The organism is Natronorubrum daqingense (assembly GCF_001971705.1).
GTDB lineage: Archaea > Halobacteriota > Halobacteria > Halobacteriales > Natrialbaceae > Natronorubrum > Natronorubrum daqingense.
Genome location: NZ_CP019328.1, coordinates 174,037 through 195,264, shown reverse-complemented (window position 1 = coordinate 195,264; position 21,228 = coordinate 174,037). Strand labels below are relative to the sequence as shown.

Below are 21,228 nucleotides of genomic sequence, written 5' to 3'. Positions count from 1 at the left end.
CGAAAGTATATTTGTAAATGTATCGGTCGGCGCTACTAAATTGAATGTAACCCGAAACACTCGCTCGAAAGCCCTCGTTGCAACCATCACGAATAATGTAAAAATATAGGCTCGATGGACGGTCACGCCGTCGGATAACGAAATTGTTTTCCTACGTCTGCCGCTTGACTCGACTAACGACGAGCGATATGACTATTCAACGACGGTTACCTGGAGGGTTGTTCCGTGGCGGCTGAACGAGTGCTCGCACCGCTGTCGGATACGGTGACCGTTCGACAGACGGTTGAGTACGCTGTGCGCTCGAGTCTCGAAGACGCGACCGACCTCGAGGTCCATCTGGTGGTTGCCCTGCCACACGAAGCGAATCACCTCGAGGGGGAATCGAAGACCGACGAGGCTGAAACGCTGCTGGCGAAGGCCGAAAATTGGGTTAGTGAGGACGCTGGTGACAACGCCGTGACGACCGAAACGTCCTTACTCGGCACCGAGGAGTACCTCTTCGGCCCTCGAGACTTCGCAGAGACGTTCGAACGCTACGCGAACGACCACGACATCGATCGGGTGGTTCTCGACCCGGAGTACCAACCCGGCGCGACAGCACAGATGCTCCAGTCGATCGAGCGCGAGCTCGATGCGGTTGGGCTGGCCTACGACGAGGCGCCAGTTGAACGACCAGCACGACACGAACGACTCGTTGGAAGCGGTTCCGAACGATTCGATCGCCTGTTCGCGATGTTCTGGATTTCCTACGGTTTTTATCTTATTCTCGGCGATCCGACGTACTGGTTCGACCTCGTGACGGGGGCCGCAGTTGCCGGCATCGTCTCCGTTTCACTCGCGCACGTGACGTTTACGTTTCCGCTCGACCGAATCGGCTCACCCCTTCGGACGCTTCGCTTTGCGGTCTACGTGCCCTATCTGATCTTCGAAATTATCAAGGCGAATCTCGCTATCTCGATCGTCATCCTCCGGCCATCGATGCCGATCGATCCCACGATGACGCGCGTCAACACACGCGTCAGAAGTGGTCTCCCACTGCTCGCGTTAGCGAACAGCATCACGCTCACACCGGGGACGCTGACCGTCCGAGCGAACGATCAGCGACTGCTTGTCCACACGCTCATTCCGAGCGCCCGCGACGACCTCTTCGACGGTTCGCTCGAGCGGGCCGTTCGGTTCGTCTTCCACGGTCGCGAGGGGGCAAACATTCCGACGCCCCGCGAGCGCGGCGACACCGAAATTCTGGGAGGTGAGGACGGATGATTCCGAGTGGCGTGACGATCGAGGACATCTTCCTCGCCGCTGCAGCGCTGTTCATCGTCCTCGCGATTATGATGTTCTATCGCGCTGTTGCCGGTCCGACGACGCAGGATCGCCTGCTCGCGGTGAACGTTCTCGGGACGAACACGGTCGTGATTCTCGCCTTGCTCGCGGCGGGACTCGACGAGCCGTGGTTCCTCGACGTGGCCCTCATCTACGCTCTGCTCAACTTCCTGATGGCGATCGCCATCTCGAAGTTCACGGTCGAGCGAGGTGGTGTGCTGTGATCGAAGCGATTCGCTTCTGGGCCATCGTCGTCCTCATCGCGTTCGGACTGTTCTTTACGTTCGTCTCCGCGGTGGGAGTGCTCCGACTGCCGGACATCTACGCACGTGCCCACACCGCCTCCCAGACGGACACGCTCGGTGCTGGACTCGCACTGGCGGCCGTTGCGCTCGCCCTCGGCTGGGACAATATGACGATCTACGCCGTCTTGTTGCTGTTCTTCGTGTTTATCACGAACCCGACCGCAGCACACGCGATCGCTCGCTCGGCGGCCGAGACCGGGATCGATCCGTGGACCAAGGACTCCGACGAGGAGGGTGAGTCGAAATGAGCGCCATCGCGTACACGCTCACGGTGTTCATCCTGCTCGCCGCGATTTTCACGGCGCTATTCCGTGACGTGCTCTCCGCGATCGTCGTCTTCGGCTCCTACAGCCTCGGGATGGCGATCCTCTACACTTACCTGCTCGCGCCCGACGTCGCGATGACCGAAGCCGCGATCGGTGCCGGCGTGACGACCATCCTGCTCCTGTTGACCATCGCGCGCACGACCCGTCCGCCGACGGATCGCGTGTTCGAACGAGTCAACGTGCCGGCCGTCGTCGTCGTCGGCGCGTTCGTCCTCGTCCTCCTGACGTTGCTCCCGGATATGTACGCCGTCGGAACTGAGGACGCACCGATCTGGGGCGAGGGCGTCCTCGCCGAGACGCCGTCGCTGTACTACCTGCAAGAAACCTACGCCGACACCGGCGCACAAAATGCAGTGAGCGCCGTCTTGGCCTCCTACCGTGGGTTCGACACCTTCGGCGAGGCCGTTGTCGTCTTCGCGGCCGGATTGGCCGTTCTTCTCGTCTTGAAACGGGAGGTGTTCACATAATGTCGAACGCAGATTCCTACGACGATACGTACACCGAGAGCCAGGTGATCATGACCTCGGTCAAGATCATCGCACCGTTCATCCTCACCTACGGGATGTTCATGAGTCTCCACGGTGCCGACACGCCCGGCGGTAGTTTCCAGGGCGGCGCGATCATCGGCGTCACCGTCCTCATGCTCGCCTTCGCGTTCGGCATCGAACCGACCCGTCGGTGGCTGAAAAACTCCTTCGTCGTCGGCCTCGTCACCGGCGGCGTCGCCATCTTCATCGGAACCGGGTTCGCCACGATGGCTCTCGGCGGAAACTTCCTCGAGTACGACGCTATCGCCGACACCTTCGGTATCGCTCACTACTGGGGGATGGAACTGATCGAGGTCGGCGGCGTCGCGCTGATCGTCGCCGGCGTCGTCATCACGCTCTTTTTCGCCACCGCGGCTGGCTTTACGCCAGACCGCCAGATCGGCGGAGAGGACTCCCTCGAGTCGGAGGTGAGCGACGATGATTGAAGGGACCGTTGACGTGCTCGCGACGCGCTACGCGTACGCGCTGATGTTCGTCGTGATGGGGATCGGGATGTACATGATGATCGCGAACGAGAACCTCGTAAAGAAGCTGATCGGGGTCAACCTCTTTCAGACCGCGATCTTCCTGTTCTTCGTCGCGGTCGCGTTCGTCGAGGGCGGCTCCTCGCCGATCGTCCCCGCGACGGAGAACCCCGGCGAACTCGCGATGGCGAGTCCGCTCCCTCACGTGATCGTGCTGACGGCAATTGTCGTCGGCATCGCGCTGACCGCCGTGGGACTCGCGCTCATCGTCCGAATCTACGCGGAGTACGGGACGCTCCGCGAGGACACCCTTCGGGAGGTGCGTGCCGATGAGTGAAGTCGCCGAGATGCTGCCGGCCCTGCTGGTCGCCGTTCCGATCTTACTCGCGGCCGTGCCCATCGTCCTCGGATTGCGACTCGAGCGAACGGGCTGGTCCGTCGCCGCGGTGACGACCACCGCCCTGACCGCCGCGACCGTCTACCTCGCCGCAGCCGTCTACGAGACCGGACGCGTGGTCCACGTACTCGGCGGCTGGGGTGAAACCGAAAACCGTCCACAGGGCGTCGGCATCGAACTCGTCGCCGACGAGTTCTCCGTGCTGATCGCCCTGCTCGTGACGATCACCGCCGCGGGGGCCCTCGCGTACATGCGCGCCGGTGGCCCGCGCGGAAACACGTTCTACGGTGGCTACCTGTTGCTCGTCGGTGGCCTGCTCGGCCTCTCGCTGACCGGCGACGTGTTCAATATGTTCGTCTTCCTCGAGATCGTCGGGCTGGCGACGTACGCGATGATCGCCGCTGGTGACGGCCCAGAATCGGCCGTCGCCGCCCTCAAGTACCTCATTTTGGGGACCGTCGGCGCGTCGTTGTACCTCATCGGCGTCGGCTTCCTGTTCATGGCCACCGGGGCCCTGAACATGGAGGTCCTCGGCGAGGCGATCCCACAGATCGCCGAGGAGGGCGGAAGCGACCTGACGCTCCTGCGAGCGGCGTTCGCGTTCATCTTCGTCGGCTTCGCGCTGAAGGTGGCTCAGTGGCCCCTGCACACTTGGCAGCCGGACGCCTACCAGCACGCTCCCGACGGCGTAACGCCCGTAATCGCCGCGCTCGTCTCGACCGTCTCCGCGTACGCGCTCGGTCGAATCATGTACAACGTCTTCGGCCCCGAGTTCCTCACGGCCACGCCGTACCTGACCGAAATCGTGGTCGCCGTGGGCGCCGTGAGCGTCGTCGCCGGGAGTACGCTCGCGGTCATCCAGCGCGACGTCAAACGGATGTTCGCGTACTCCTCCGTCTCGCAGTTCGGCCTCGTCGTCGCCGCCTACGGCCTCGTCACGCAGACGGCGTTCGTCGGCGCGGTGGTCCACCTGATCGGTCACGGCGTCATGAAAGCCGGGCTGTTCATCGCGGCGGGACTCATCGCCGTCGGCTACGGCGCTCGCACGGTCGACGAGTACGCCGGCCTCGCGAAGAACCGGCCGTTTGCGGCCGGTGCGACGGCCTTGCTCTTGATCGCCCTGGTCGGAATTCCGCCGTCCGCCGGCTTCATCGGCAAGTGGTACATCGCCGTCGGCGCCGTTCAGGCTGAAGCCTGGACCGTCGCGGCCGTGGTCTTCCTGAGCACGATGCTCACGATCGCGTACGCCGCTCGCTTGCTCGAGAAGATGTACTTCACGCCGGCGACGCCCGTCGAATCGCCACACCCGCCGGGGCCGGTCGCGGCCGACGGCGGCGAACCAGCCGGTCGCGATTCGATCCGTCGGGGCTCCCCCGAGGCCGTCTCGTTCGGCATGCTCGCCATCCTCGTGACCATCGCGCTCTCGGCCGTCGTCATCGGCTTCGCCGGTGGTGCGTTCTTCGAGTGGCTCGAGCCGTTTACCTCGGAGGTGTTCACTGAATGACTGAAGTTGCCGACCCACGTCCGTTAGTCGCCATTCTCGTCTCGGCGGTCGCGATGTGTCTGATCATCGCGTCGTATCGCTATCCGAACGTCCGCGAGGGCTGGTCCGTCGTCGCCGCGGTGGCGAAGTTCGGGATCGTCGCGAGTATGATCCCCGGCGTGATGGACGGCACCGTCTACGAGTGGAGTCTCGCGGACTCTCTCGGCGTCGAGTTCCTCGCGGGAATCGACTTCGTCCTGCGAGCTGATCCGCTGGGCTTGCTGTTCGCACTGCTCGCGAGTTTCCTCTGGATCTTCACGTCCTTCTACGCCGCGGGTTACATGCGCGGGCTCGACGAACACGCCCAGACGAGGTTCTTCGCGTCCTTCGCGGCCAGTCTCTCGACCGCATTGGGTATCGCCTTCGCCGGTAATCTGGTGACGATCTTCATCTTCTACGAACTCCTGTCGCTCGTCACCTACCCGCTGGTCGCCCACAACGAGGACGACGAGGCCCGAATCGCGGGCCGGAAGTACCTCGCGTACACGTTCTTCGGCGGCGGGGTCTTCTTGCTCGCCGGGACGGTCCTCACCTACTGGCTGACCGGTTTGGTCGGCGATCCGACCACCGCGTTCGAAACGGGCGGCATCGGCGCGCTCGCCGAGGCCGCACAGGTCGAACCGGTGTTCGCACAAGCAGCGTTCTTCCTGCTGATAGCCGGCTTCGGCGTCAAGGCGGCCGTCATGCCGCTTCACTCGTGGCTCGCTGACGCGATGGTCGCGCCGACGCCCGTCTCCGGACTGCTCCACGCCGTGGCCGTCGTCAAATCCGGTGCCTTTGGCGTCGCTCGAGTCATCCTCGAGGTGTTCGGCCCCGGGCTCATCCACGACCTGCCGTTGAACGTCCCCGGAATCGGCGAGGTGGGCCTGAACGTTCCGGTCGCGATTCTCGCGGCGTTCACGCTGACGGCGGCGAGTATCATCGCGCTGCGAAAGGACCACCTCAAACGCCGACTGGCGTTCTCGACGACGGCCCAACTTTCCTACATCGTGTTGGGGCTGTCGATGCTCCACCCGTTCGCGATCCTCGGGGCGCTGTTTCACATCCCCGCCCACGCGTTCGGGAAGCTCACCCTGTTCTTCTGTGCGGGGGCGGTCCACGTCGAGACACACACCGACTACGTCAGCGAAATGGCCGGCATCGGCAAGCGGATGCCGCTGACGATGTCCGCCTTCGCCGTCGGTGCGGCCGGCATGGCCGGGATTCCGCTCATCGCCGGTTTCGTCAGCAAGTTCTACATGCTGATCGGCTCCGGCTCCGTCGGTGGCGGCTACTGGATTTTCGCGACGGCGCTGATCGTCTCGGGCGTCCTCAACATCGCCTACCTCTGGCCCGTGGTCTACACGGCCTTCTTCGAGAGCGAGGACCGCCACGACGCGAAACCGCTGCTCGAGTTCCCGCCGGGCGGGAAGCGAGAGTCGTACTTCGGTGACGAGGAGCTTCGAGCCGACGGCGGCGAGCCAGAGGACGACCTTCCAGAGAGCGGAAAGCCCCAGCCGACCGACGACGACGGCGAGGCCAAGGGTGCCGGCACACCGACGGAGGCTGCGGAGGCGACTGCGGACGACGAACCCGAGTACGCCGTCGACAAGTACCCCAGCGACCACACCATCCCGGAGGAGACCGAGCCTGCCGACGATGACACCGACGACGGACACACTGACGACCACGACGCTCACGCCGACGACCACCACGACCACGGCGATCACCACCACGGCGGTCCGCCGCCGGGCGGCTGGGAGCGCCATTCGCCGTTCAGCGAGAGCACGTGGCTCATGATCGTCCCGATCAGCATCATCGCGACCGGTGCGATCACGCTCGGCGTGATTCCCGACTACGCCATCTTCCTCGAACTCGCGACGTACATCGTCGAGGGCGTCTTCGGTGTCGATTCCTTCGGTGAACTGCAGGATCTCTCCCTCGAGGAGGCTATGGAGGTGATGGACGAATGATCGAAGCGGACCTCCTGACGATGGCGTACCCGCCGCTGCTGGTCTTTATCGCAGCGCTGCTCGTCCTCGTCTTACCGCGCACCCTCGGCTTCGCCGTCGGCGCGCTCAGCCTCGCAGCCGTCGTCGCCGTCGCCGCGTTCGCACCCGAGGGTGCCCACCTCACCGGCACGTTCCTCGGGTTCAGCGACGTCAGGCCGTTCTACATCGACGAGTTTACCCGAATGATGGGGATCGCCCTCGGCTTCCTCGGCACTTTCGCCGTGATCTACGCGTACTCGAGTGAGGCCTCGAAGACGATGGCCGCATTCGCCCTTGCCTACGTCGCGTCGGCGATCGGTGCGGCGTTCGCGGGCGACTGGCTCGTGCTCGTCTTCATGTGGGAGATCATGGCCATCACGAGCACGCTGCTCGTCTGGCACTACGGCGGCGACGCCGTCCGCGCGGGCTATCGCTACGCCATCGCGCACGGTATCGGTGGCAGCCTTGTGTTGTTCGCGGTGATCGCCCACTACGCGCAGGTCGGGACGTTCGTCTACGGCGAGGGCGTCGACTATCCGAACGCGCTGCTCGCTGGCGGGTTCGCGGAGGGGCTGCCGATGTTGCTCGCGATTCTCGGTATCGGCGTCAACGTCGCGTTCGTCGGCTTCCACACCTGGTTGCCCGACACCTACCCGCGACCACACTTCGCGGCCTCGGTGTTCCTCGCAGCGTTCACGACGAAGACGAGCGCGTACATTCTCCTGCGAGCGGTGCCAGAGGGCAACATCTACCTCGCCTACATGGGCGGTCTGATGGCCGTCTACGGCGTCGTTTTCGCGCTACTCCAGCACGATATGCGTGCGCTGTTATCCTATCACATCCAGGCCCAGCTGGGCTACATGGTCGCCGGGATCGGTATCGGGACGACGATCGGTGCCGCCGGCGCGATGGGACACCTGTTCAACAACGTCCTCTACAAGAGTCTGCTGTTCATGGCCGTCGGGGTCGTCATCTACCGCACTCGAGAAAACGACCTCTACAAGCTCGGCGGACTCTGGCGCGAGATGCCCCTGACCGCCATCGCCTTCTTCATCGGCGCGCTCTCGATTACCGCCGTTCCCGGTTTCAGTGGCTTCATCAGCAAGGGGATGGTGCTCGACGCCGCCGATCCGAGCTACTACGGCGGCTCGGAGTACCAGGCGCTGTACTGGTTGCTCTTTATCGGCGCGATCGGCACATTCCTCTCGTTCATCAAGCTCGGCTTCTACGTCTTCTTCCACGGCGAGAGCGACCGATCGGTTCGAGATTCCAAGCCCGGTCAGACGGTGGCGATGCTCTCCGTCGGCGGCGCCTGTGTCGTCCTCGGACTACCCGCGATCGGGTGGCCGGTCTTCACGGACCTGCTGCCACTGATCGACGGCACCGAGTTCCTCGGCCCCGGCGGCGACGAACACACGCTCACACCCTACAGCACCGGCCACCTGCTCGATGCGCTCATCCTCATCACGGTGTCCGCAATCGGCTTCAAACTCATCCGCAAGCCGCTCTCGAAGATGGACTACTCCGACCCGGCACTCGTGGTCAACCCGGCGTCCTACCACATCGGCCGCGGATCGATGCGCGCCGTCACCGCGACGTACGCAGCCGTCGACAACGCCGTCGTCGGCATCGTCAAACGCGGCTACTGGGTCGGTAACAATCCCGTGCTGGCGGTCGACGCCGCGGCTCGGCGAGTGCCAGTCCTCGAGGTCGAAGAACAACGACCGGCCGACGGTGGCCGCCCGTCGACGATCCACCTGCGCACGAGCATCGGGACGACCGTGCTCTTGCTCACGATCGTGCTGACGGTCATCGTCTGGTTGCTCATCAGCTGAGACGCGTTTTTTCTCTTCTTGGAGAGAACCCTCCGAACACCCTGTGGACTGTCGGTACTGGGTGGTGAATCCGAGCACTACGTCGTGACGTCTTCCGCTCTCGCCGGTAACTCGTCGAAAATAGAAACGGGAGTGACGACAGTACCCAATTAGTCGTCTCGCTCGCTCGAGTCCACGTCGATGACCTCCGGCGGCGTCTCGGGAACGGCGATCGTCCGCTCGAAGATGGACGCGCGTAACGTGGACTTCGTCGTCGACGCTTCGCGTCTGAACTGGCTGTCGGCGTCGTCGATGTCGCCGCGCACGCCTCGAGGCGTGAGATACTCGCCGTCGACGTCGACGTTCGCTTCCGTACAGAGGCGTTTGAGGACCGAACGCGCACCTTCGGTCGTGATCGCCGGCGGCGCGATGTCGCGTTCGCGGGCGAGTTCGACCGACGTCGCGTCCGCGAACATCGCGTCGATCTCTTCGTCCGTGTGGCCACGCTCGGCGAGCGTCGTTCGCACTCGCGCGGCGATCGACGGCGCGTGACGAGTCGGAAACAACGGCCACTCGTTCGACGGCGGATCGAGCACGACGCGGTAGCGCCGCAGCGGCGTTCGGGCCGGGGCCGGAAGCGGCACCTCCTCGAGTCGCTGGGATTTTCCGAGGACGCGAATCGTTCCCGTGTAGAAGTCGACATCGTCCCAGGTCGCCCCGCTGCGTCGCTCGTCGTCGGGAACGCGAAACAGTTCTGACCCCCGGACGTCTGAGTGTGCCAGCAACGCGACGATCGCGTACTCTCGGAGTCGATTGCGTCGTTCAGCGTCGCTGGATTCCGTGCTGGTCGCCTCGAGTGCCCGCTCGCGGATGGTCGTCACGAGTCGCCGTCGCTGCGTTGGCGACCAGAACTCGGAGTTCGTCGTTGATTCGGCGGTAGGGAGTGCAGATTCCGCCCGCTCGCTGGCGGCTGGATTCGACTCGATGATCCCCCCACGGACACACCACGAACAGAACGCGCGGACGACGGCGTAGTACGTACTCGCCGTCGACGCCGTGTACTCGCCACGATCAGTACGTGTGCGAAGCTCTGTCGCGTACGCTCGGAGAGCCGTTTCGTCCAGCGTCGCAAACGTCGTGACGTCGTGGGTGTGTTCGAGCCAGTCGACCCATCGGCGAAGTATCGACTCCGCGTTCGACGCGTACGTCCCCGCACCGGGGCCGTCGGGGTCGCCGACGGCTTTTCGTTGGAGATACGCGTCGACTGCGTCGGCGATCGTGACGCGGTTCCCGTCCGTGCTCATCCCTCGATCACTCCATCCGCTTGGTGGTGTAGAGCGAATTCGCACTGGCGTCCCTCCGCCGGTGCCTGTCGCTCGCGGCTCTCGTGACGAATCCGTTCGACAGTCGTCTCGATACCGCGGTTCATCTACGTGTACGCTACTCCTCCACAACCCTAAATCTGTGTTTCGATCTCGACCCTCCGGAAAGAAACGTGTAACTCACGGTAGGATACGCGAAACGGTTCGACGACTGGACTGTCACGAATCTGTCACTGACGGTAAAGGCCCAAGGCGACCGTCGTCGAATCTCGGTCCATGACGGACCGATCGTTCGACCCGAATACACCTTTCGAGGCGGTAGCCAACTGCGCTCGAGATGCGATTATTATTCTCTCTACAGACAGCACGATTCAGTACGCAAATCCCGCCGTCGAATCAATTTTCGGGTACGAACCGGAGACCGTGATCGGTGAGTCCGTCTCGGTACTGTTGTCCGACGCCGATGCCGAAACGTTGCTCGAGTGGTTCGACCAGTATCTTACGACTGGCGACCGATCGACGGACTGGGGGAATATTCGACTGCACGGAGTGTGTCGAAGTGGGGAGACGATTCCGTTGAGCATCTCGCTGAGTGACTTTACTCGAGACGAAACGACGTACTTCAGCGGCATCTTTCGCGACGTTTCCGAACAACAACGACGCGAAACTCGACTCACTGAATTGAACCGCCTCGCACAGGATCTTACCGACGCGGAGTCGTTTCAAGACGTCTGCCAACGGACCGTCGACGCAGCACAAACGATACTCGATCACTCGATCGTCTCGATCGAACTGTACGACGCCGACGAAGGACAACTTGTTCCGTGTACGTGGGCGTCCGACGTCGACGAACTATCCGACGAAGAGCAGTTATTTGCCGCCGAGCGATCGGTGCCCTGGAACGCGTTCGTCACCCAGGAGCGAACCCTGCTCTCCGACCTCGAGTCGGAACCGGACGTCGAGCATGACGAGACGCCGCTTCGGAGTGTCTACATTCAGCCCATCGGGTCCTACGGCGTGTTTATCGCCGGTGCAACCGAGACGGATGCATTCGACGAGGCGACCGTCGACAGCGCAAACATCCTGGTCGGAAATGCGTATTCGTCGCTCGAGCGAGTCGACAGGGAAGAATCGCTGCGAGAACAACGGGACCAGCTTGCAGACAAAACGGCCTCGATCGATCGCGTTCGACGGATCAACACCGTCATTCGAGATCTGACGAAAGCGCTCACGCAGGCGGGCGGTCGTGAAGAAATTCTCTCTGAAGTCTGTACTCGCCTTGCCGCGTCCGAACCGTACCAGTTCGCGTGGTTCGGTTCGGTCGATCAGACGGACGCCGAGATCGTCCCCCAAGCGTCGGGCGGTGGGGGAAACGGATTTCTCGAGGAAATTTCAGTCACCGCCGACGACGACGGCTTTGGCCACGGACTGATCGACCGCGTCGTCGACACCCGTTCACCACAGGTCCAGAACTCGATCTATCAGGACCCGCCGTTCGAACCGTGGCGACAGGCCGCAATCGAACGCGGCTACCGAGCAACGATCGGCGTTCCGGTCGTCTATCAGGATACGTTCTACGGCGTAATCAACCTGTACGCGTCGGAAGAATACGTCTTCGAGCAGATGGAGGTTGCCGTACTAGAGGAACTCGGCGAGACGATCGGGTACGCACTCAACGCCGACGAGCGAAAGCAGGCGTTCACGAGCGATCAATCGGTCGAATTAGCCTTCGAGGTAACCAATTTCGGCGAGTCACTGCTCGGTCTGGGTGGCGATTCGGACGGCTCGTTCGAACTCGAGAACCTCGTCGAACGCCGTGACGGGACGGTGACGATGTTCTTTACGGCCGACGAACCGGAGGCAGACGACATCCTCGAGTGGCTGTCGAAGCAGTCACAGGTCCTCGATTCGCGACTGGTTACCGATCGAACCGACGACCGTCTCTTCGAGTCCCGCCTCGAGCGGTCGACGATCTGGGCACAACTCCTTCAACGCGGTAGTATCGTGTGCGAGGCACAGACATCCGGCGACTCGGCTCGATTGGTGATCCGAATCCCCCGAAGCGCCGATCCGCGCTCTTACGACGCGTTGCTCGAGGAGTGGTTCGACGACGTCGAACTCGTCGCGCGTCGGGAGTTCGACGAACCGGTGATGGCACCAGAGGAGTTCGAGGCGGAGCTTCAAGATCGATTGACCGAACGTCAAGAGGAGGTCCTCGAGACGGCGTACTACGCTGGATACTTCGAGTGGCCTCGGGAGACGAACTCGAAAGAGCTGGCAGAGACGCTCGGAATCGCCCAGCCGACGATGAGTCGACACCTTCGCTCGAGCGAGCAGAAGTTCCTCTCGATGCTCTACGATGACACGTAGGCCCCGGTGCTAGGATGATAGCAACGCGTTCGCCAGGGGGATAGCCTGATACTCATAATACCTACCCGGCGAGGGCCGCTCTAGACTAGTGTAATGACTTCCTCCAATCTCACGCTGCCCGACTCCGCGCCAGTAAGCCAGCGCGTCGTGTCCGCAGTTGCAGACGCGACGGACACGGATCCCTGTGAACTCGAGCCGATCTTCAACGCGATCAATCCGGAGAGCCTGGATTCCCTCTTCGAACCGACGAACGGTGGGGCATCTCGAGCCAACGGGACGATAGCGTTCGAATACGCGGGCTGTGACGTTACCGTCTCCGCCGATGGCGCTATCGACGTCTCGGTCCGAACGCCACGAACGACGCCCCAGGCCGAGTCGATCAGCACGGACTAACCAGATCGAGAGACGACATGCACCCATGAGCCTCGAACAGCGATCCACGTCCGATTCGCGGTGTCACTACTGCGGAGACGAAATTGAGACGGACGAGTGGCACCCTGCAGTGATCGACAAGGACCGCGATCCGAAATTGTTCACTTTCTGTGAACAGTCCTGTAAAGAACAGTGGCAGTCGAACCACGAGTAATCGATCCGAATGAAATACTGTCTTCACTGCGACTGGCAAACGCAACCCGGCATCGCGCGATTCGACCAATCTAAATCCGCCGTCGAACACTTCGTCGAAACCGGCCACGCGATCGAAACGGTCGAAGCAGTCTCAGTCGACGGATCCACGAGCGCTCGAGGCGCTGGAACTGACGAGTCAGACGGGCTCACGTTCGGATAGTTTCTCGACCCGCCGTCTCCATTTTCTCGAGTGGCGGACGGTCGACTGCTGGTTCGGAACTCGCCGTTCGTTCGACGTGCTCTCTCACGGCGTCTCTCTCGTTAGCACGAGCGCGATTCCAACGGATGATTTTCTGACTGGCATGCTCCTGATATATCTCACAGAACTACTTTCATCGTAGAGTATAGATTTATTTGATATGGTGCTCACATGGCCGTATGAACGTTGAACACGCAACAGAACAAGTTCGGGATGCGCTTCAACAGTTTGGCATGAACCCGGACGAGATACGGTATGCCGAGTCGCGAAATATATTTTATGTACATATCGGCGTCAACGGGACCGCGGAGCGGTACTTTGCCGACGTGGGCGAATTGGGCGGTTCGGATGCCGTCAGTGCGGCCGTAGACCCTACCCGACTTCAATCGGCAGTGCGACAGATCGATGGGACGGAGGTATCTGACGGCCGTATTCATATCGACGGGTCGACGCGCGAGGCCCACTTTCAGATCCGTATCGAGTAATCGCTCTACTTGGACGGGTGTGGGTACGGGCTGTGTTCTGTTATTTCGCGGGTTTTAGGCGGAAAATCGGTCGGCGATCGTCGCCAGACACACTGTGTGAGATGAAGTCCACCCATCTCTCTTTCAGATTTGACCCGCTCGAGAATCGAACACGGTTACGGCCGAGGTTGTGTGTGTGAACCGGCTGCGTCGAACGGAATCGCGCATTACCCCGACACGTAACGCTCGACGTCTAAGTCACTCACTGCGGAAAAGTCAGCGTCTCGAGTGATGAGTGTCCCACCAGCCTCGCGAGTAACACCCGCAATCAGGACGTCTATCTGGTTGATCGGCGTCCCCGCGGACAGCAACTCGCCGTCGATCAACGCTGCCTCACGGGCCGCCGCTTTCGACAAACCGACGGGGTCAATCCACTCGAGGCTCTCCTCGAGTTCGGCTATCCCAGCAGGCCCGACTTGTCGTGCTCGATATCGGTAGAGCTCATACAGAACGATCGTCGGGACGAACCACGCTTTCTCCGGCCGTTCTTCGACAAATGACCGAATGTCGTCGTGGTGCTCGGTCTGGGGATCGAGAAAATCGACGAGCGCGCTACTGTCCAAATAGTTCACGTTCTCGCTCCGTCACGTCCTCGTCGAATTTTTCGCGGAACGCTTCGCGTTCACCTTCGCTCACCAGTCCGGGGACCGACCCTGCTGCCTCGAGTGGGTCCGTATCAGCGTTAGTGAGTCGGTTGACGACATCGGTAAAACTCTCTCCTTCCCGTTTGTGGTCTTTCAACCGTTCGTAGGCCTCTTCTTTGATCGAGATCGTCTTCGTCACCATGTACACATACGTATACACGGAAAGTCCGTATAAGCATATCGCTGCGTGGAATTGGTCGTCGATCGATGACTGTACGAGCACTCTGAATGGTGGGACGAAGCGGATCACACCGGTAGATACACGTTCACGAGTGGTTCCCACGTAGTCGTGGCGGCAGTGGTGCAAGCTGACAGCCAACCCCCAACTGCTGGAATAAAATTCTATATCGCAGTATATGATTCATAAACCCGACAATCTCCTTTTCAATGGCTCTCGAGGCGAAAACCGGCGGAATTAGCGATACTCGAATTTACTTTGCTAAATGCCAGTTTGACCAAGTAGATTTACCTGGGTCGGCGCCCTCGCCCACAGCAAAGATCATGCTAGGCGAAAACCCCAGGGGTACGACCGTCTACGAGGCCGTCGAGCGCTACCTCGAGAAAAAACTCGAGTCGGGCGGCAGTCGATCGACGATGAAACCCGTCCTCGAGTCGTTCGCCGCGTTCTGCACTCGAGAGGGCGTCGAATACGTCGGCGACCTGGACTCGAATGACTGTCGAGAGTTCGGTCTCGAACTCCGCGAGCGGGCTATCGACGGTGAGATCGCCGGTTCGACCGCTAACACCTACTTCGCGTACGTCCGAGCGTTCCTCTCGTTTTGCGTCCGCGACGAGCAACTGGACACGAACCCCGCGGCGACCGAGAGCGCCGAGGAGTTCCTCCCCGAAGACAGGCCGTCCCGAGAGACGCAGTTCTGGGAGCCCACACAGCGCGAGCGACTCCTCGAGTACGCCGACGAACGAGTCCGCATGGCTCGCGAGGAGTCCATCGATGTACCGGTCGATCGCGCGTATCGCGACCGAACGATCGTCGTCCTCCTCGCCGAACTCGGGCTTCGCGGGGCCGAAATGTTCCGCGATACGACCGACGACGAGCGGGAGGGACTGCGGTGGGCTGACGTCGATCTCGGACGCGGCCGTCTCGAGGTTCTGGGCAAGTCACGCGACCGCGAACCCGTTGGACTCACGAAAGCCGCCCGAAATGCTCTCGAGCGCCTCGAGCGCGTACAGGACCCGCCGACCGACGACTGGCCGCTGTTTCCGACCGGGCACGCTGCGAGCAAGTATACCGCCGTCGAGGAGGCGACCGGCGAGCGTCCCGAGTCCGGCAGCGACATCGACGCAATCTGTCGCGAAGCGGGGGTCACACCGCCGTCGATCACCAAAGAAGCCGGTCGCCAGATCCTCAAACAACTCACGAACGAGGCGGGTATCGAACTCGAGGGCGACGCCGACTATCTCCAACCCCACGGGGCTCGGCGAGCACTCGGTGGCGAACTCTACGAAAAAGGCCATTCGGAACTGGCACAGAAAGCGCTGCGACACGCGTCCATCGAGACGACTCACGAGGCGTACAGCGACATTCAGGCCGAAGATGTCGCAAAGACCATGGATGACATTCGCGAGTGAGTAGCGAGTAGCGCTGTCGCCGCCTCACTCGGCACCGTTCTCGTCGTCCGTCTCGGAGTCGTCGGATTCGTCGGGGTGGCCACCGGTCGGCTCTTCAGCCTCGCTCGAGCCGCCCGCACCACCGCCGTCTTCGTCGTCGACTTCGTCGGGGTGTTCGGCCTGATCGTTCTCTTGGTCGTCTTCCGCATCCGGTTCCGCTTCGCCGTCGTCGTCACCGCACCCGGCGAGTGCCGTCATCGTTCCGACTGCAGCGACTCCGGTGAACTCGAGCAGCCGCCGTCGATTGTATTGGGTCACGGTGTCGGTCCGTAGATGAGACGACCGAAAACCGTTCGTGCTTGCAGGAGTCCGGACGGTGACGGTGTGCGAACCGTCAGGGGAGCCTACGAGGGGTGTTGATGGCGAATTCGCTCGGCCGCCAATCCGGGAACCGGCGTTCCACACTCTCGGCACTTCCACGTGGGGGAGACGCCGGCGGATTCCTTCTCGAGGTCCTGGTTGAACTGGAGGAGCGCCCCACAGGTACATCGATGGGTCGTCGCCATACTAGGATCGTGTACTCCCCTCACGGTAAACGCTGTGCTGGCTACCGAGCGGATAGCGGGGCAACGACTACGGTGGTACCGGCGAACAGTGAGACAATGTCCGAGACGACGCACCGTATTCCAGTCGCGAACGACGAATCGGTCGCCGCCGTCCACCACGAAACGACCGGGACCGACTGGATCGTTTTCTGTCACGGCTTTCTGAGCGACAAATCGGGGAGCTACGAACAGCGATGTCGCTACGCCCTCGAGCACGGATACAACGCCGTCAGATTCGACTTTCGCGGCTGTGGCGAGTCCGATGGAACGTTCCTCGAGCAAACGCTCAGTTCGAAACTCGCGGACCTCCGGGCGGTCGTCGACTACTTCGATATTCCGTCGTACGTCTGCTTTGGCTCGAGTTTCGGCGGCAAAGTCGCGTTCCACGCGGCAATCGACGACGACCGGATCGATGCGCTCGTGACGCGAGAGCCGGTAACGGCGAACGAGACGTTCGACGACTATCGGTCGTCAGTCGAGCGCGACGGCGTCCTCGAGTTCGAAACGGGTGATCGAATCGACGGTCGGTTCTTCGACGACCTCGAGCGACACCGATTCGGTGCTGTCGTGGCCGACCTCTCGATCCCCGTCGCGATTTTCCACGGGAGAGCGGACGACTCCGTCGGTATCGAACACAGTATCGACGCGACACGTCGCCTCGAGACGGACGTATTGCTCGAGGCGTTCGCTGGAGAAGGTCATCGATTTACTCGAGCGGGGGAGCGACGGCTTCGACGGCGGATGATCGACTGGCTCGATACCCTCGCGTGAGTCGTGGGCGGCAAACCACATACTGATATACAAACTCGGAGTTTCGCTGCTGTTGAGACGGCGGGGCCATCGTAGCGCTGTGCCGGCGAACGGATGAGTTGACTATCGAATGCGTGTTCTCTCGTTCAGAAAAACCGGACTGTTTTTCATATTGTTGCCAGAACGATCAGCTACCAGTGAGTGAGGATACTGATCTTTCGACAGTACTCGCGGTGCTCGACGACGAGTACGCACGCAAAATCCTCACCCATACGAGCATCGAACCCATGTCTGCCAGTACCCTGAGTGAGCGGTGTGATGCATCCCTGCCGACGATCTATCGCCGACTCGACCGCCTCGAGGAGTGCCAACTCGTCTCCGAGGAAACCGAACTCGCACCCGATGGTAATCACTACAGCGTCTACAGTGCGAACCTCGAGCACCTCGAACTCACCCTCGAAGACGGCTCGTTCGAACTCGAGATCACGTATCGCGAAGAGGACGTCGCCGACAAATTCACCCGGCTATGGGAGGGGATGCGATGAGCCAGAACGTCGTTCGAGTCGACGAAGCACCCCTGTTCGAACTGCTGACCATCGCCAGTCTCTTTCTCGTCGCACTGCTCGGGACGATCATCGCGTATCAGGCCTACCGAGGCTACCGTCGAAACGGTACGCCGTCGATGCTCTATCTCGCTACTGGGTTACTGTTGTTGACGCTCTTTCCGTTCTTGATCAACGTCGTCGTGACGACGCTCACGAGCCCGGGACAGGTCGTGACGGTGTTTCTCGAGAACGTGAGCCGATTGTGCGGCCTCGTCGCGATCATGTACTCGCTGTACGGTCGTCACTGAGTCGAGTGTCGTCACTGCAATCGGTGGGTCAGCTGGCTACGACGTTGGAGAGACAGCGTACGCCTCGAGCCGAAGCGAAAGTGGGGACCGCGCTGAGGCAGGGTGAGTCGAACCGAGATGGGGCGGGGACCCAACTGGCTATCGACTCGAACCCAAGTCAGCGATGTGGCGATGTCGAGATGACATGCGTGATGAAACAACACCAGCTAGCGACGGTGCGTTTCATCACGCATGACTTTCTCCCGTCAACTAATAATTTCACGAGCGGATTTTCCGAGTTGGAAAATCCGCTCGGAAACTGGGACAGCCTGGCCGTGATATCCCTGCCCAAGAAGACAGCTATTCGGCGGCCGAACGAGTGGCTCTGGTATGCACTATTTGATCGTGACGATGGGTGTTCACGAAATGGCAGCGTGCTGTGATTACCTCGCCGAACGAGTGACGTCCGACGATACCGTTACAGTCGTTGGTCTCGCTCCCGGTGAAGAGGCACACGCAACACGAGACGCACGGGAGGCACTGAACGTCGCAGCCGTTAGACTCCCAGCAGTCGGTGACGTACAGACGACCCTGCTAACGGATGTTGACGACCCCGCCTCGTCGCTTCTCGAGGCGGTAGCGACGGCCGACGCGAACGAACTGCTCCTCTCTCCGAACGACGAACGGTCAGCAGGTCTCGCGACTACTGGTTCGGTCGTCCAGCGACTGCTCGGGCGATCACCGATCCCCATCGTCGTCGTTCCCCGAACCGATCTGTAACCGTTGTGCTACAGCCATCGATTTTTGCTGTGTTCGACGGTGCGGTGTGCAAATCTGATCGCGTAGGCGACGTAGCGACGAACCGTGTTGGTTGTTATTTTGAACTGTTGGTCTGTGGGCGGTCACGGATTTGCCGTCGATAGCATGGCGAATGCGCAAACGAGCGCCGACAATCCACGAAGATCAGTTACCGTCACCGGCTTGTAGTCGTCTCTCGAGGTGCCGAGAAATCGCTGGACCGGGCTCGAGCACGCCAGCTACAATCACGACGGCAGTTGTCTCAGGCGGTGGGGCGTTAGACGTCCGGGAACGCCGATCCGATCACGTTGCCGTCGTAGCGCAGCGAGACCGACGGCGTCATCTGTTCTGTTTCGACGTTTTCCATCAGCGTGACACGCTCGCCTTCCTCGAACGTCTCGTCGACTTCCTCCTCGAGGTCGATTTCGGTCGTCTCGCCGTCCCCGAAGACGTCGACCTCGAGTGACGAAACGGGGAGCGATGGGCCGTCTTCGTACTCGAGAACGAGGGCATCGCCGTCGATTTCGGCGACGATGTCGACGCTCGGTACCGCAGAGCTGCCGCCGATATGAAAGTCGCCGTCCCAGAAAACACCGATCTGCGCACCGGTTTCGACGTCGTCCAGCGTGAGCGTCGATCCGTCGGAGACCGTGTCACCGTCGTCGCTCCACTGGGTCGATGCGGGTTCGTCGTCGATCCGCAGTTCGTAGTCGTCCGCTGGCTCAGAGTCGTCGCCTTCGAACGTCAGTTCGACGGTGAGCCTGTTCGTCTCGTACTCGTACTCGATCAGAGGCACGCCCGGTGGCTGGACCGTTCGTTGGGCGAGGGAGTTCTCGATCGTTGGGTCTTCCCAGCCGACGACGACGGTCTGGCCGGGTTCGAGCGACTCGAGTGTGACCTCGTCGCCTTCCTCGAGCGCCGCTCCCTCCCACGGGGTTTCGGAGGTGACCGGATCGTCCTCGCTGTCGAAGTTGAGTTCGCCGTCGTACACGCCGACGGCGAGTTTGTCCCCGTCGAGTGCGTACTCGTCTTCGTAGCGAATCGTCATCGCTTCAGCATTCGCGTCGTACTGGAAGTCGAAGACGAAGTTGTTGAAGATTGTCGTCCCAAACGAGGATCCAAAGCCGTCGCCTTCGTGAGAGACCGTTACGGAAAGATTCGGCTCGAGGACGTCCATTTCGAAGCGAATCGTGTCGTCCTCGCCGACCTCGGTTTGCCCGTCTGCCCAGATTTCTTCGTCGTACTCCTCGTCCTCGAGTTCGATCGTCAGTTCGTCGACGGGTGTCGGATCGCCGCTCGTGAACCGAACGTGGACGTACTCGTCGTCGGGGTCGAACGATTCGACCTGTAGCCCGCTCGGACTATCGTGATCTGCGGCCTGGCGTTGTGCCTCGAGGTCGGTCGTCCAGGAGAGCGTCACGACGTTGTCGTCCGTTTCGATCGTCGGCTCGTCTCCGAGATGTGCCGGTTCCTGCGCGAGTTCGGCTTCGAAAGCGGAAACGATTTCGTCGGTGACCAGCGATTCGGACGCTAATCCGTACACGTACGTGTGCTCGAGCGTGTCGGCATCGACGACGGTCGTCGCAAACGCCACGTAGTCGATGTCGTCGCCATCGAGGTCGAATTCTGGCACCTCGTCGTCTACGTCCGTGATGGCCGTTCTCGTGTCGGCATCGGAGATGTAGTCGAGACCCTCGCTCAGTGCAGGCTCTTCGTCGAGTAGCGTCGGTTCGTCGTCACCGACGGTCTCGAGCGCAGCGTCGATGGTCGACTCCGACTCGGCAAAGAGGGCAACATCGTCGACGACGGCGACGATGTCGTCGCTGTCGTCATGTGTGCCGTACTCGTAGGAGACTCCGCTGTCGTGATCTTTCGATTCGAGGGAGACGTCCGTCTCGAGGTCGAGCGCGTCGAGGTCGCCGTCCTCGAGGGAGATGACGGTAAGCGGAACCGAAAAGTCGTCTGCGTCTTCGACGACGATGCCACTCGAGACGGCGTCGGCGTTGCCGCCCCACTCTTGTAGCGCGGCGGTTCCGAGGCCGAACGCGAGGCCGTATCCGTCCGGCGTGTCCGCCGTCTCGAGTCGGTCGATGTCTGCGGCCGTGAGTGTTATCTCGCTGTCGAAGGCGTCCGGAACGTATTCGAACAACGTCTCCACGTCGACGTCGTCATCGTCCTCAGAGCCGCCATCTGACGGGGCTGAATCGTCAGTCAGCGAGAGACAGCCAGCGGTCGTCGCCGCGACTGTCGCTCCGATACCACCGAGGAGCGTCCTGCGGGGACAATCGTCCATACTAT

The 21,228-nt window shown here is 61.5% G+C and carries 25 protein-coding genes; 19 read left to right on the top strand and 6 right to left on the bottom strand.

The annotated features are described in order from the left end of the window. Positions 1 to 225: 225 nt before the first annotated feature. From BB347_RS17355 to BB347_RS17315, 9 genes are read left to right on the top strand one after another with little or no spacing between them, the layout of a single operon-like run. A complete protein-coding gene (locus BB347_RS17355; RefSeq protein WP_076583477.1) occupies positions 226 to 1,263 on the top strand; it encodes a monovalent cation/H+ antiporter subunit E in 1,038 nt (345 codons plus the stop codon). Continuing rightward, entirely contained in the window at positions 1,260 to 1,547 is a 288-nt protein-coding gene (locus BB347_RS17350) for a cation:proton antiporter (protein WP_076583475.1), read from the top strand. The genes BB347_RS17355 and BB347_RS17350 overlap by 4 nt, the downstream gene beginning before the upstream one ends. After that, on the top strand, positions 1,544 to 1,876 hold the full coding sequence (gene mnhG, locus BB347_RS17345) for a monovalent cation/H(+) antiporter subunit G (protein ID WP_076583474.1): 333 nt from the start codon (positions 1,544 to 1,546) through the stop codon (positions 1,874 to 1,876). The genes BB347_RS17350 and mnhG overlap by 4 nt, the downstream gene beginning before the upstream one ends. Beyond that, positions 1,873 to 2,421 (top strand): DUF4040 domain-containing protein, encoded by a 549-nt coding sequence (locus BB347_RS17340; protein ID WP_076583472.1) that lies wholly within the window; start codon positions 1,873 to 1,875, stop codon positions 2,419 to 2,421. Before mnhG ends, BB347_RS17340 begins: the two co-directional genes overlap by 4 nt. Beyond that, complete coding sequence (locus BB347_RS17335; RefSeq protein ID WP_076583471.1) at positions 2,421 to 2,927, top strand: MnhB domain-containing protein; 507 nt, start codon at positions 2,421 to 2,423, stop codon at positions 2,925 to 2,927. The genes BB347_RS17340 and BB347_RS17335 overlap by 1 nt, the downstream gene beginning before the upstream one ends. After that, a complete protein-coding gene (locus BB347_RS17330; RefSeq protein WP_076583469.1) occupies positions 2,920 to 3,303 on the top strand; it encodes a cation:proton antiporter subunit C in 384 nt (127 codons plus the stop codon). The genes BB347_RS17335 and BB347_RS17330 overlap by 8 nt, the downstream gene beginning before the upstream one ends. Beyond that, positions 3,296 to 4,867, top strand: coding sequence for a proton-conducting transporter transmembrane domain-containing protein (locus BB347_RS17325; RefSeq protein WP_076583468.1), 1,572 nt, complete (start codon positions 3,296 to 3,298; stop codon positions 4,865 to 4,867). The genes BB347_RS17330 and BB347_RS17325 overlap by 8 nt, the downstream gene beginning before the upstream one ends. Then, positions 4,864 to 6,858 (top strand): proton-conducting transporter transmembrane domain-containing protein, encoded by a 1,995-nt coding sequence (locus BB347_RS17320; RefSeq protein WP_076583466.1) that lies wholly within the window; start codon positions 4,864 to 4,866, stop codon positions 6,856 to 6,858. The genes BB347_RS17325 and BB347_RS17320 overlap by 4 nt, the downstream gene beginning before the upstream one ends. After that, entirely contained in the window at positions 6,855 to 8,711 is a 1,857-nt protein-coding gene (locus tag BB347_RS17315) for a Na(+)/H(+) antiporter subunit D (protein ID WP_076583465.1), read from the top strand. Before BB347_RS17320 ends, BB347_RS17315 begins: the two co-directional genes overlap by 4 nt. 149 nt (positions 8,712 to 8,860) lie before the next feature. Here the strand turns inward: BB347_RS17315 and BB347_RS17310 are convergent, their stop codons facing one another. Further along, positions 8,861 to 9,994, bottom strand: coding sequence for a tyrosine-type recombinase/integrase (locus BB347_RS17310; RefSeq protein WP_076583463.1), 1,134 nt, complete (start codon positions 9,992 to 9,994; stop codon positions 8,861 to 8,863). Positions 9,995 to 10,288: 294 nt separating this feature from the next. Here BB347_RS17310 and BB347_RS17305 point away from each other — a divergent pair, with 294 nt between their 5' ends. The 5 genes from BB347_RS17305 to BB347_RS17290 all read left to right on the top strand — a co-directional run bounded on the left by BB347_RS17305 (position 10,289) and on the right by BB347_RS17290 (position 13,693). Further along, on the top strand, positions 10,289 to 12,382 hold the full coding sequence (locus BB347_RS17305; protein WP_076583462.1) for a bacterio-opsin activator domain-containing protein: 2,094 nt from the start codon (positions 10,289 to 10,291) through the stop codon (positions 12,380 to 12,382). 93 nt (positions 12,383 to 12,475) lie between these two features. Next, entirely contained in the window at positions 12,476 to 12,775 is a 300-nt protein-coding gene (locus tag BB347_RS17300) for a HalOD1 output domain-containing protein (protein WP_076583460.1), read from the top strand. Between the two features lie 25 nt (positions 12,776 to 12,800). Next, positions 12,801 to 12,968, top strand: a complete 168-nt coding sequence (locus BB347_RS19075) for a DUF7576 family protein (RefSeq protein WP_157525013.1) — start codon at positions 12,801 to 12,803, stop codon at positions 12,966 to 12,968. A gap of 9 nt (positions 12,969 to 12,977) precedes the next feature. After that, a complete protein-coding gene (locus BB347_RS17295) occupies positions 12,978 to 13,169 on the top strand; it encodes a hypothetical protein (protein ID WP_076583459.1) in 192 nt (63 codons plus the stop codon). 218 nt (positions 13,170 to 13,387) lie between these two features. Continuing rightward, positions 13,388 to 13,693, top strand: a complete 306-nt coding sequence (locus tag BB347_RS17290; RefSeq protein WP_076583457.1) for a hypothetical protein — start codon at positions 13,388 to 13,390, stop codon at positions 13,691 to 13,693. 206 nt (positions 13,694 to 13,899) lie between these two features. Here the strand turns inward: BB347_RS17290 and BB347_RS17285 are convergent, their stop codons facing one another. Then, positions 13,900 to 14,304, bottom strand: coding sequence for a PIN domain-containing protein (locus tag BB347_RS17285; protein ID WP_076583455.1), 405 nt, complete (start codon positions 14,302 to 14,304; stop codon positions 13,900 to 13,902). Next, positions 14,285 to 14,518, bottom strand: a complete 234-nt coding sequence (locus BB347_RS17280) for an antitoxin VapB family protein (protein ID WP_076583454.1) — start codon at positions 14,516 to 14,518, stop codon at positions 14,285 to 14,287. Before BB347_RS17280 ends, BB347_RS17285 begins: the two co-directional genes overlap by 20 nt. Positions 14,519 to 14,877: 359 nt before the next feature. Between BB347_RS17280 and BB347_RS17275 the strand changes: the two genes are divergently transcribed. Then, entirely contained in the window at positions 14,878 to 15,966 is a 1,089-nt protein-coding gene (locus BB347_RS17275) for a tyrosine-type recombinase/integrase (RefSeq protein ID WP_076583452.1), read from the top strand. A gap of 24 nt (positions 15,967 to 15,990) precedes the next feature. Here BB347_RS17275 and BB347_RS17270 read toward each other — a convergent pair whose 3' ends face one another. Both BB347_RS17270 and BB347_RS19455 read right to left on the bottom strand, forming a co-directional pair. After that, entirely contained in the window at positions 15,991 to 16,263 is a 273-nt protein-coding gene (locus BB347_RS17270; protein ID WP_236996013.1) for a hypothetical protein, read from the bottom strand. Between the two features lie 86 nt (positions 16,264 to 16,349). Next, positions 16,350 to 16,511 (bottom strand): hypothetical protein, encoded by a 162-nt coding sequence (locus BB347_RS19455; protein WP_168170976.1) that lies wholly within the window; start codon positions 16,509 to 16,511, stop codon positions 16,350 to 16,352. Between the two features lie 96 nt (positions 16,512 to 16,607). Here BB347_RS19455 and BB347_RS17265 point away from each other — a divergent pair, with 96 nt between their 5' ends. From BB347_RS17265 to BB347_RS17250, 4 genes are all read left to right on the top strand, one after another. Next, complete coding sequence (locus tag BB347_RS17265; protein WP_076583451.1) at positions 16,608 to 17,321, top strand: alpha/beta hydrolase family protein; 714 nt, start codon at positions 16,608 to 16,610, stop codon at positions 17,319 to 17,321. Between the two features lie 176 nt (positions 17,322 to 17,497). Next, positions 17,498 to 17,845, top strand: coding sequence for an ArsR/SmtB family transcription factor (locus tag BB347_RS17260; RefSeq protein WP_076583449.1), 348 nt, complete (start codon positions 17,498 to 17,500; stop codon positions 17,843 to 17,845). Further along, positions 17,842 to 18,153 (top strand): DUF7521 family protein, encoded by a 312-nt coding sequence (locus BB347_RS17255; protein ID WP_076583448.1) that lies wholly within the window; start codon positions 17,842 to 17,844, stop codon positions 18,151 to 18,153. Before BB347_RS17260 ends, BB347_RS17255 begins: the two co-directional genes overlap by 4 nt. Positions 18,154 to 18,522: 369 nt before the next feature. Next, positions 18,523 to 18,912, top strand: a complete 390-nt coding sequence (locus BB347_RS17250) for a universal stress protein (protein WP_076583446.1) — start codon at positions 18,523 to 18,525, stop codon at positions 18,910 to 18,912. A gap of 295 nt (positions 18,913 to 19,207) precedes the next feature. On the opposite strand, the gene BB347_RS17245 is transcribed toward BB347_RS17250, so the two are convergent. Continuing rightward, on the bottom strand, positions 19,208 to 21,223 hold the full coding sequence (locus BB347_RS17245; RefSeq protein WP_076583445.1) for a hypothetical protein: 2,016 nt from the start codon (positions 21,221 to 21,223) through the stop codon (positions 19,208 to 19,210). Positions 21,224 to 21,228 lie beyond the last annotated feature (5 nt).

What these genes read in the sequence shown, in the direction of transcription:
- BB347_RS17350 (WP_076583475.1), top strand. Translation starts at nt 1,260, where the DNA reads ATGATTCCGAGTGGCGTGACGATCGAGGACATCTTCCTCGCCGCTGCA.
- BB347_RS17340 (WP_076583472.1), top strand. Translation starts at nt 1,873, where the DNA reads ATGAGCGCCATCGCGTACACGCTCACGGTGTTCATCCTGCTCGCCGCG.
- BB347_RS17335 (WP_076583471.1), top strand. Translation starts at nt 2,421, where the DNA reads ATGTCGAACGCAGATTCCTACGACGATACGTACACCGAGAGCCAGGTG.
- BB347_RS17330 (WP_076583469.1), top strand. Translation starts at nt 2,920, where the DNA reads ATGATTGAAGGGACCGTTGACGTGCTCGCGACGCGCTACGCGTACGCG.
- BB347_RS17325 (WP_076583468.1), top strand. Translation starts at nt 3,296, where the DNA reads ATGAGTGAAGTCGCCGAGATGCTGCCGGCCCTGCTGGTCGCCGTTCCG.
- BB347_RS17320 (WP_076583466.1), top strand. Translation starts at nt 4,864, where the DNA reads ATGACTGAAGTTGCCGACCCACGTCCGTTAGTCGCCATTCTCGTCTCG.
- BB347_RS17315 (WP_076583465.1), top strand. Translation starts at nt 6,855, where the DNA reads ATGATCGAAGCGGACCTCCTGACGATGGCGTACCCGCCGCTGCTGGTC.
- BB347_RS17310 (WP_076583463.1), bottom strand. Translation starts at nt 9,994, where the DNA reads ATGAGCACGGACGGGAACCGCGTCACGATCGCCGACGCAGTCGACGCG.
- BB347_RS17305 (WP_076583462.1), top strand. Translation starts at nt 10,289, where the DNA reads ATGACGGACCGATCGTTCGACCCGAATACACCTTTCGAGGCGGTAGCC.
- BB347_RS17300 (WP_076583460.1), top strand. Translation starts at nt 12,476, where the DNA reads ATGACTTCCTCCAATCTCACGCTGCCCGACTCCGCGCCAGTAAGCCAG.
- BB347_RS19075 (WP_157525013.1), top strand. Translation starts at nt 12,801, where the DNA reads ATGAGCCTCGAACAGCGATCCACGTCCGATTCGCGGTGTCACTACTGC.
- BB347_RS17295 (WP_076583459.1), top strand. Translation starts at nt 12,978, where the DNA reads ATGAAATACTGTCTTCACTGCGACTGGCAAACGCAACCCGGCATCGCG.
- BB347_RS17290 (WP_076583457.1), top strand. Translation starts at nt 13,388, where the DNA reads ATGAACGTTGAACACGCAACAGAACAAGTTCGGGATGCGCTTCAACAG.
- BB347_RS17280 (WP_076583454.1), bottom strand. Translation starts at nt 14,518, where the DNA reads ATGGTGACGAAGACGATCTCGATCAAAGAAGAGGCCTACGAACGGTTG.
- BB347_RS17275 (WP_076583452.1), top strand. Translation starts at nt 14,878, where the DNA reads ATGCTAGGCGAAAACCCCAGGGGTACGACCGTCTACGAGGCCGTCGAG.
- BB347_RS19455 (WP_168170976.1), bottom strand. Translation starts at nt 16,511, where the DNA reads ATGGCGACGACCCATCGATGTACCTGTGGGGCGCTCCTCCAGTTCAAC.
- BB347_RS17265 (WP_076583451.1), top strand. Translation starts at nt 16,608, where the DNA reads ATGTCCGAGACGACGCACCGTATTCCAGTCGCGAACGACGAATCGGTC.
- BB347_RS17255 (WP_076583448.1), top strand. Translation starts at nt 17,842, where the DNA reads ATGAGCCAGAACGTCGTTCGAGTCGACGAAGCACCCCTGTTCGAACTG.
- BB347_RS17250 (WP_076583446.1), top strand. Translation starts at nt 18,523, where the DNA reads ATGCACTATTTGATCGTGACGATGGGTGTTCACGAAATGGCAGCGTGC.
- BB347_RS17245 (WP_076583445.1), bottom strand. Translation starts at nt 21,223, where the DNA reads ATGGACGATTGTCCCCGCAGGACGCTCCTCGGTGGTATCGGAGCGACA.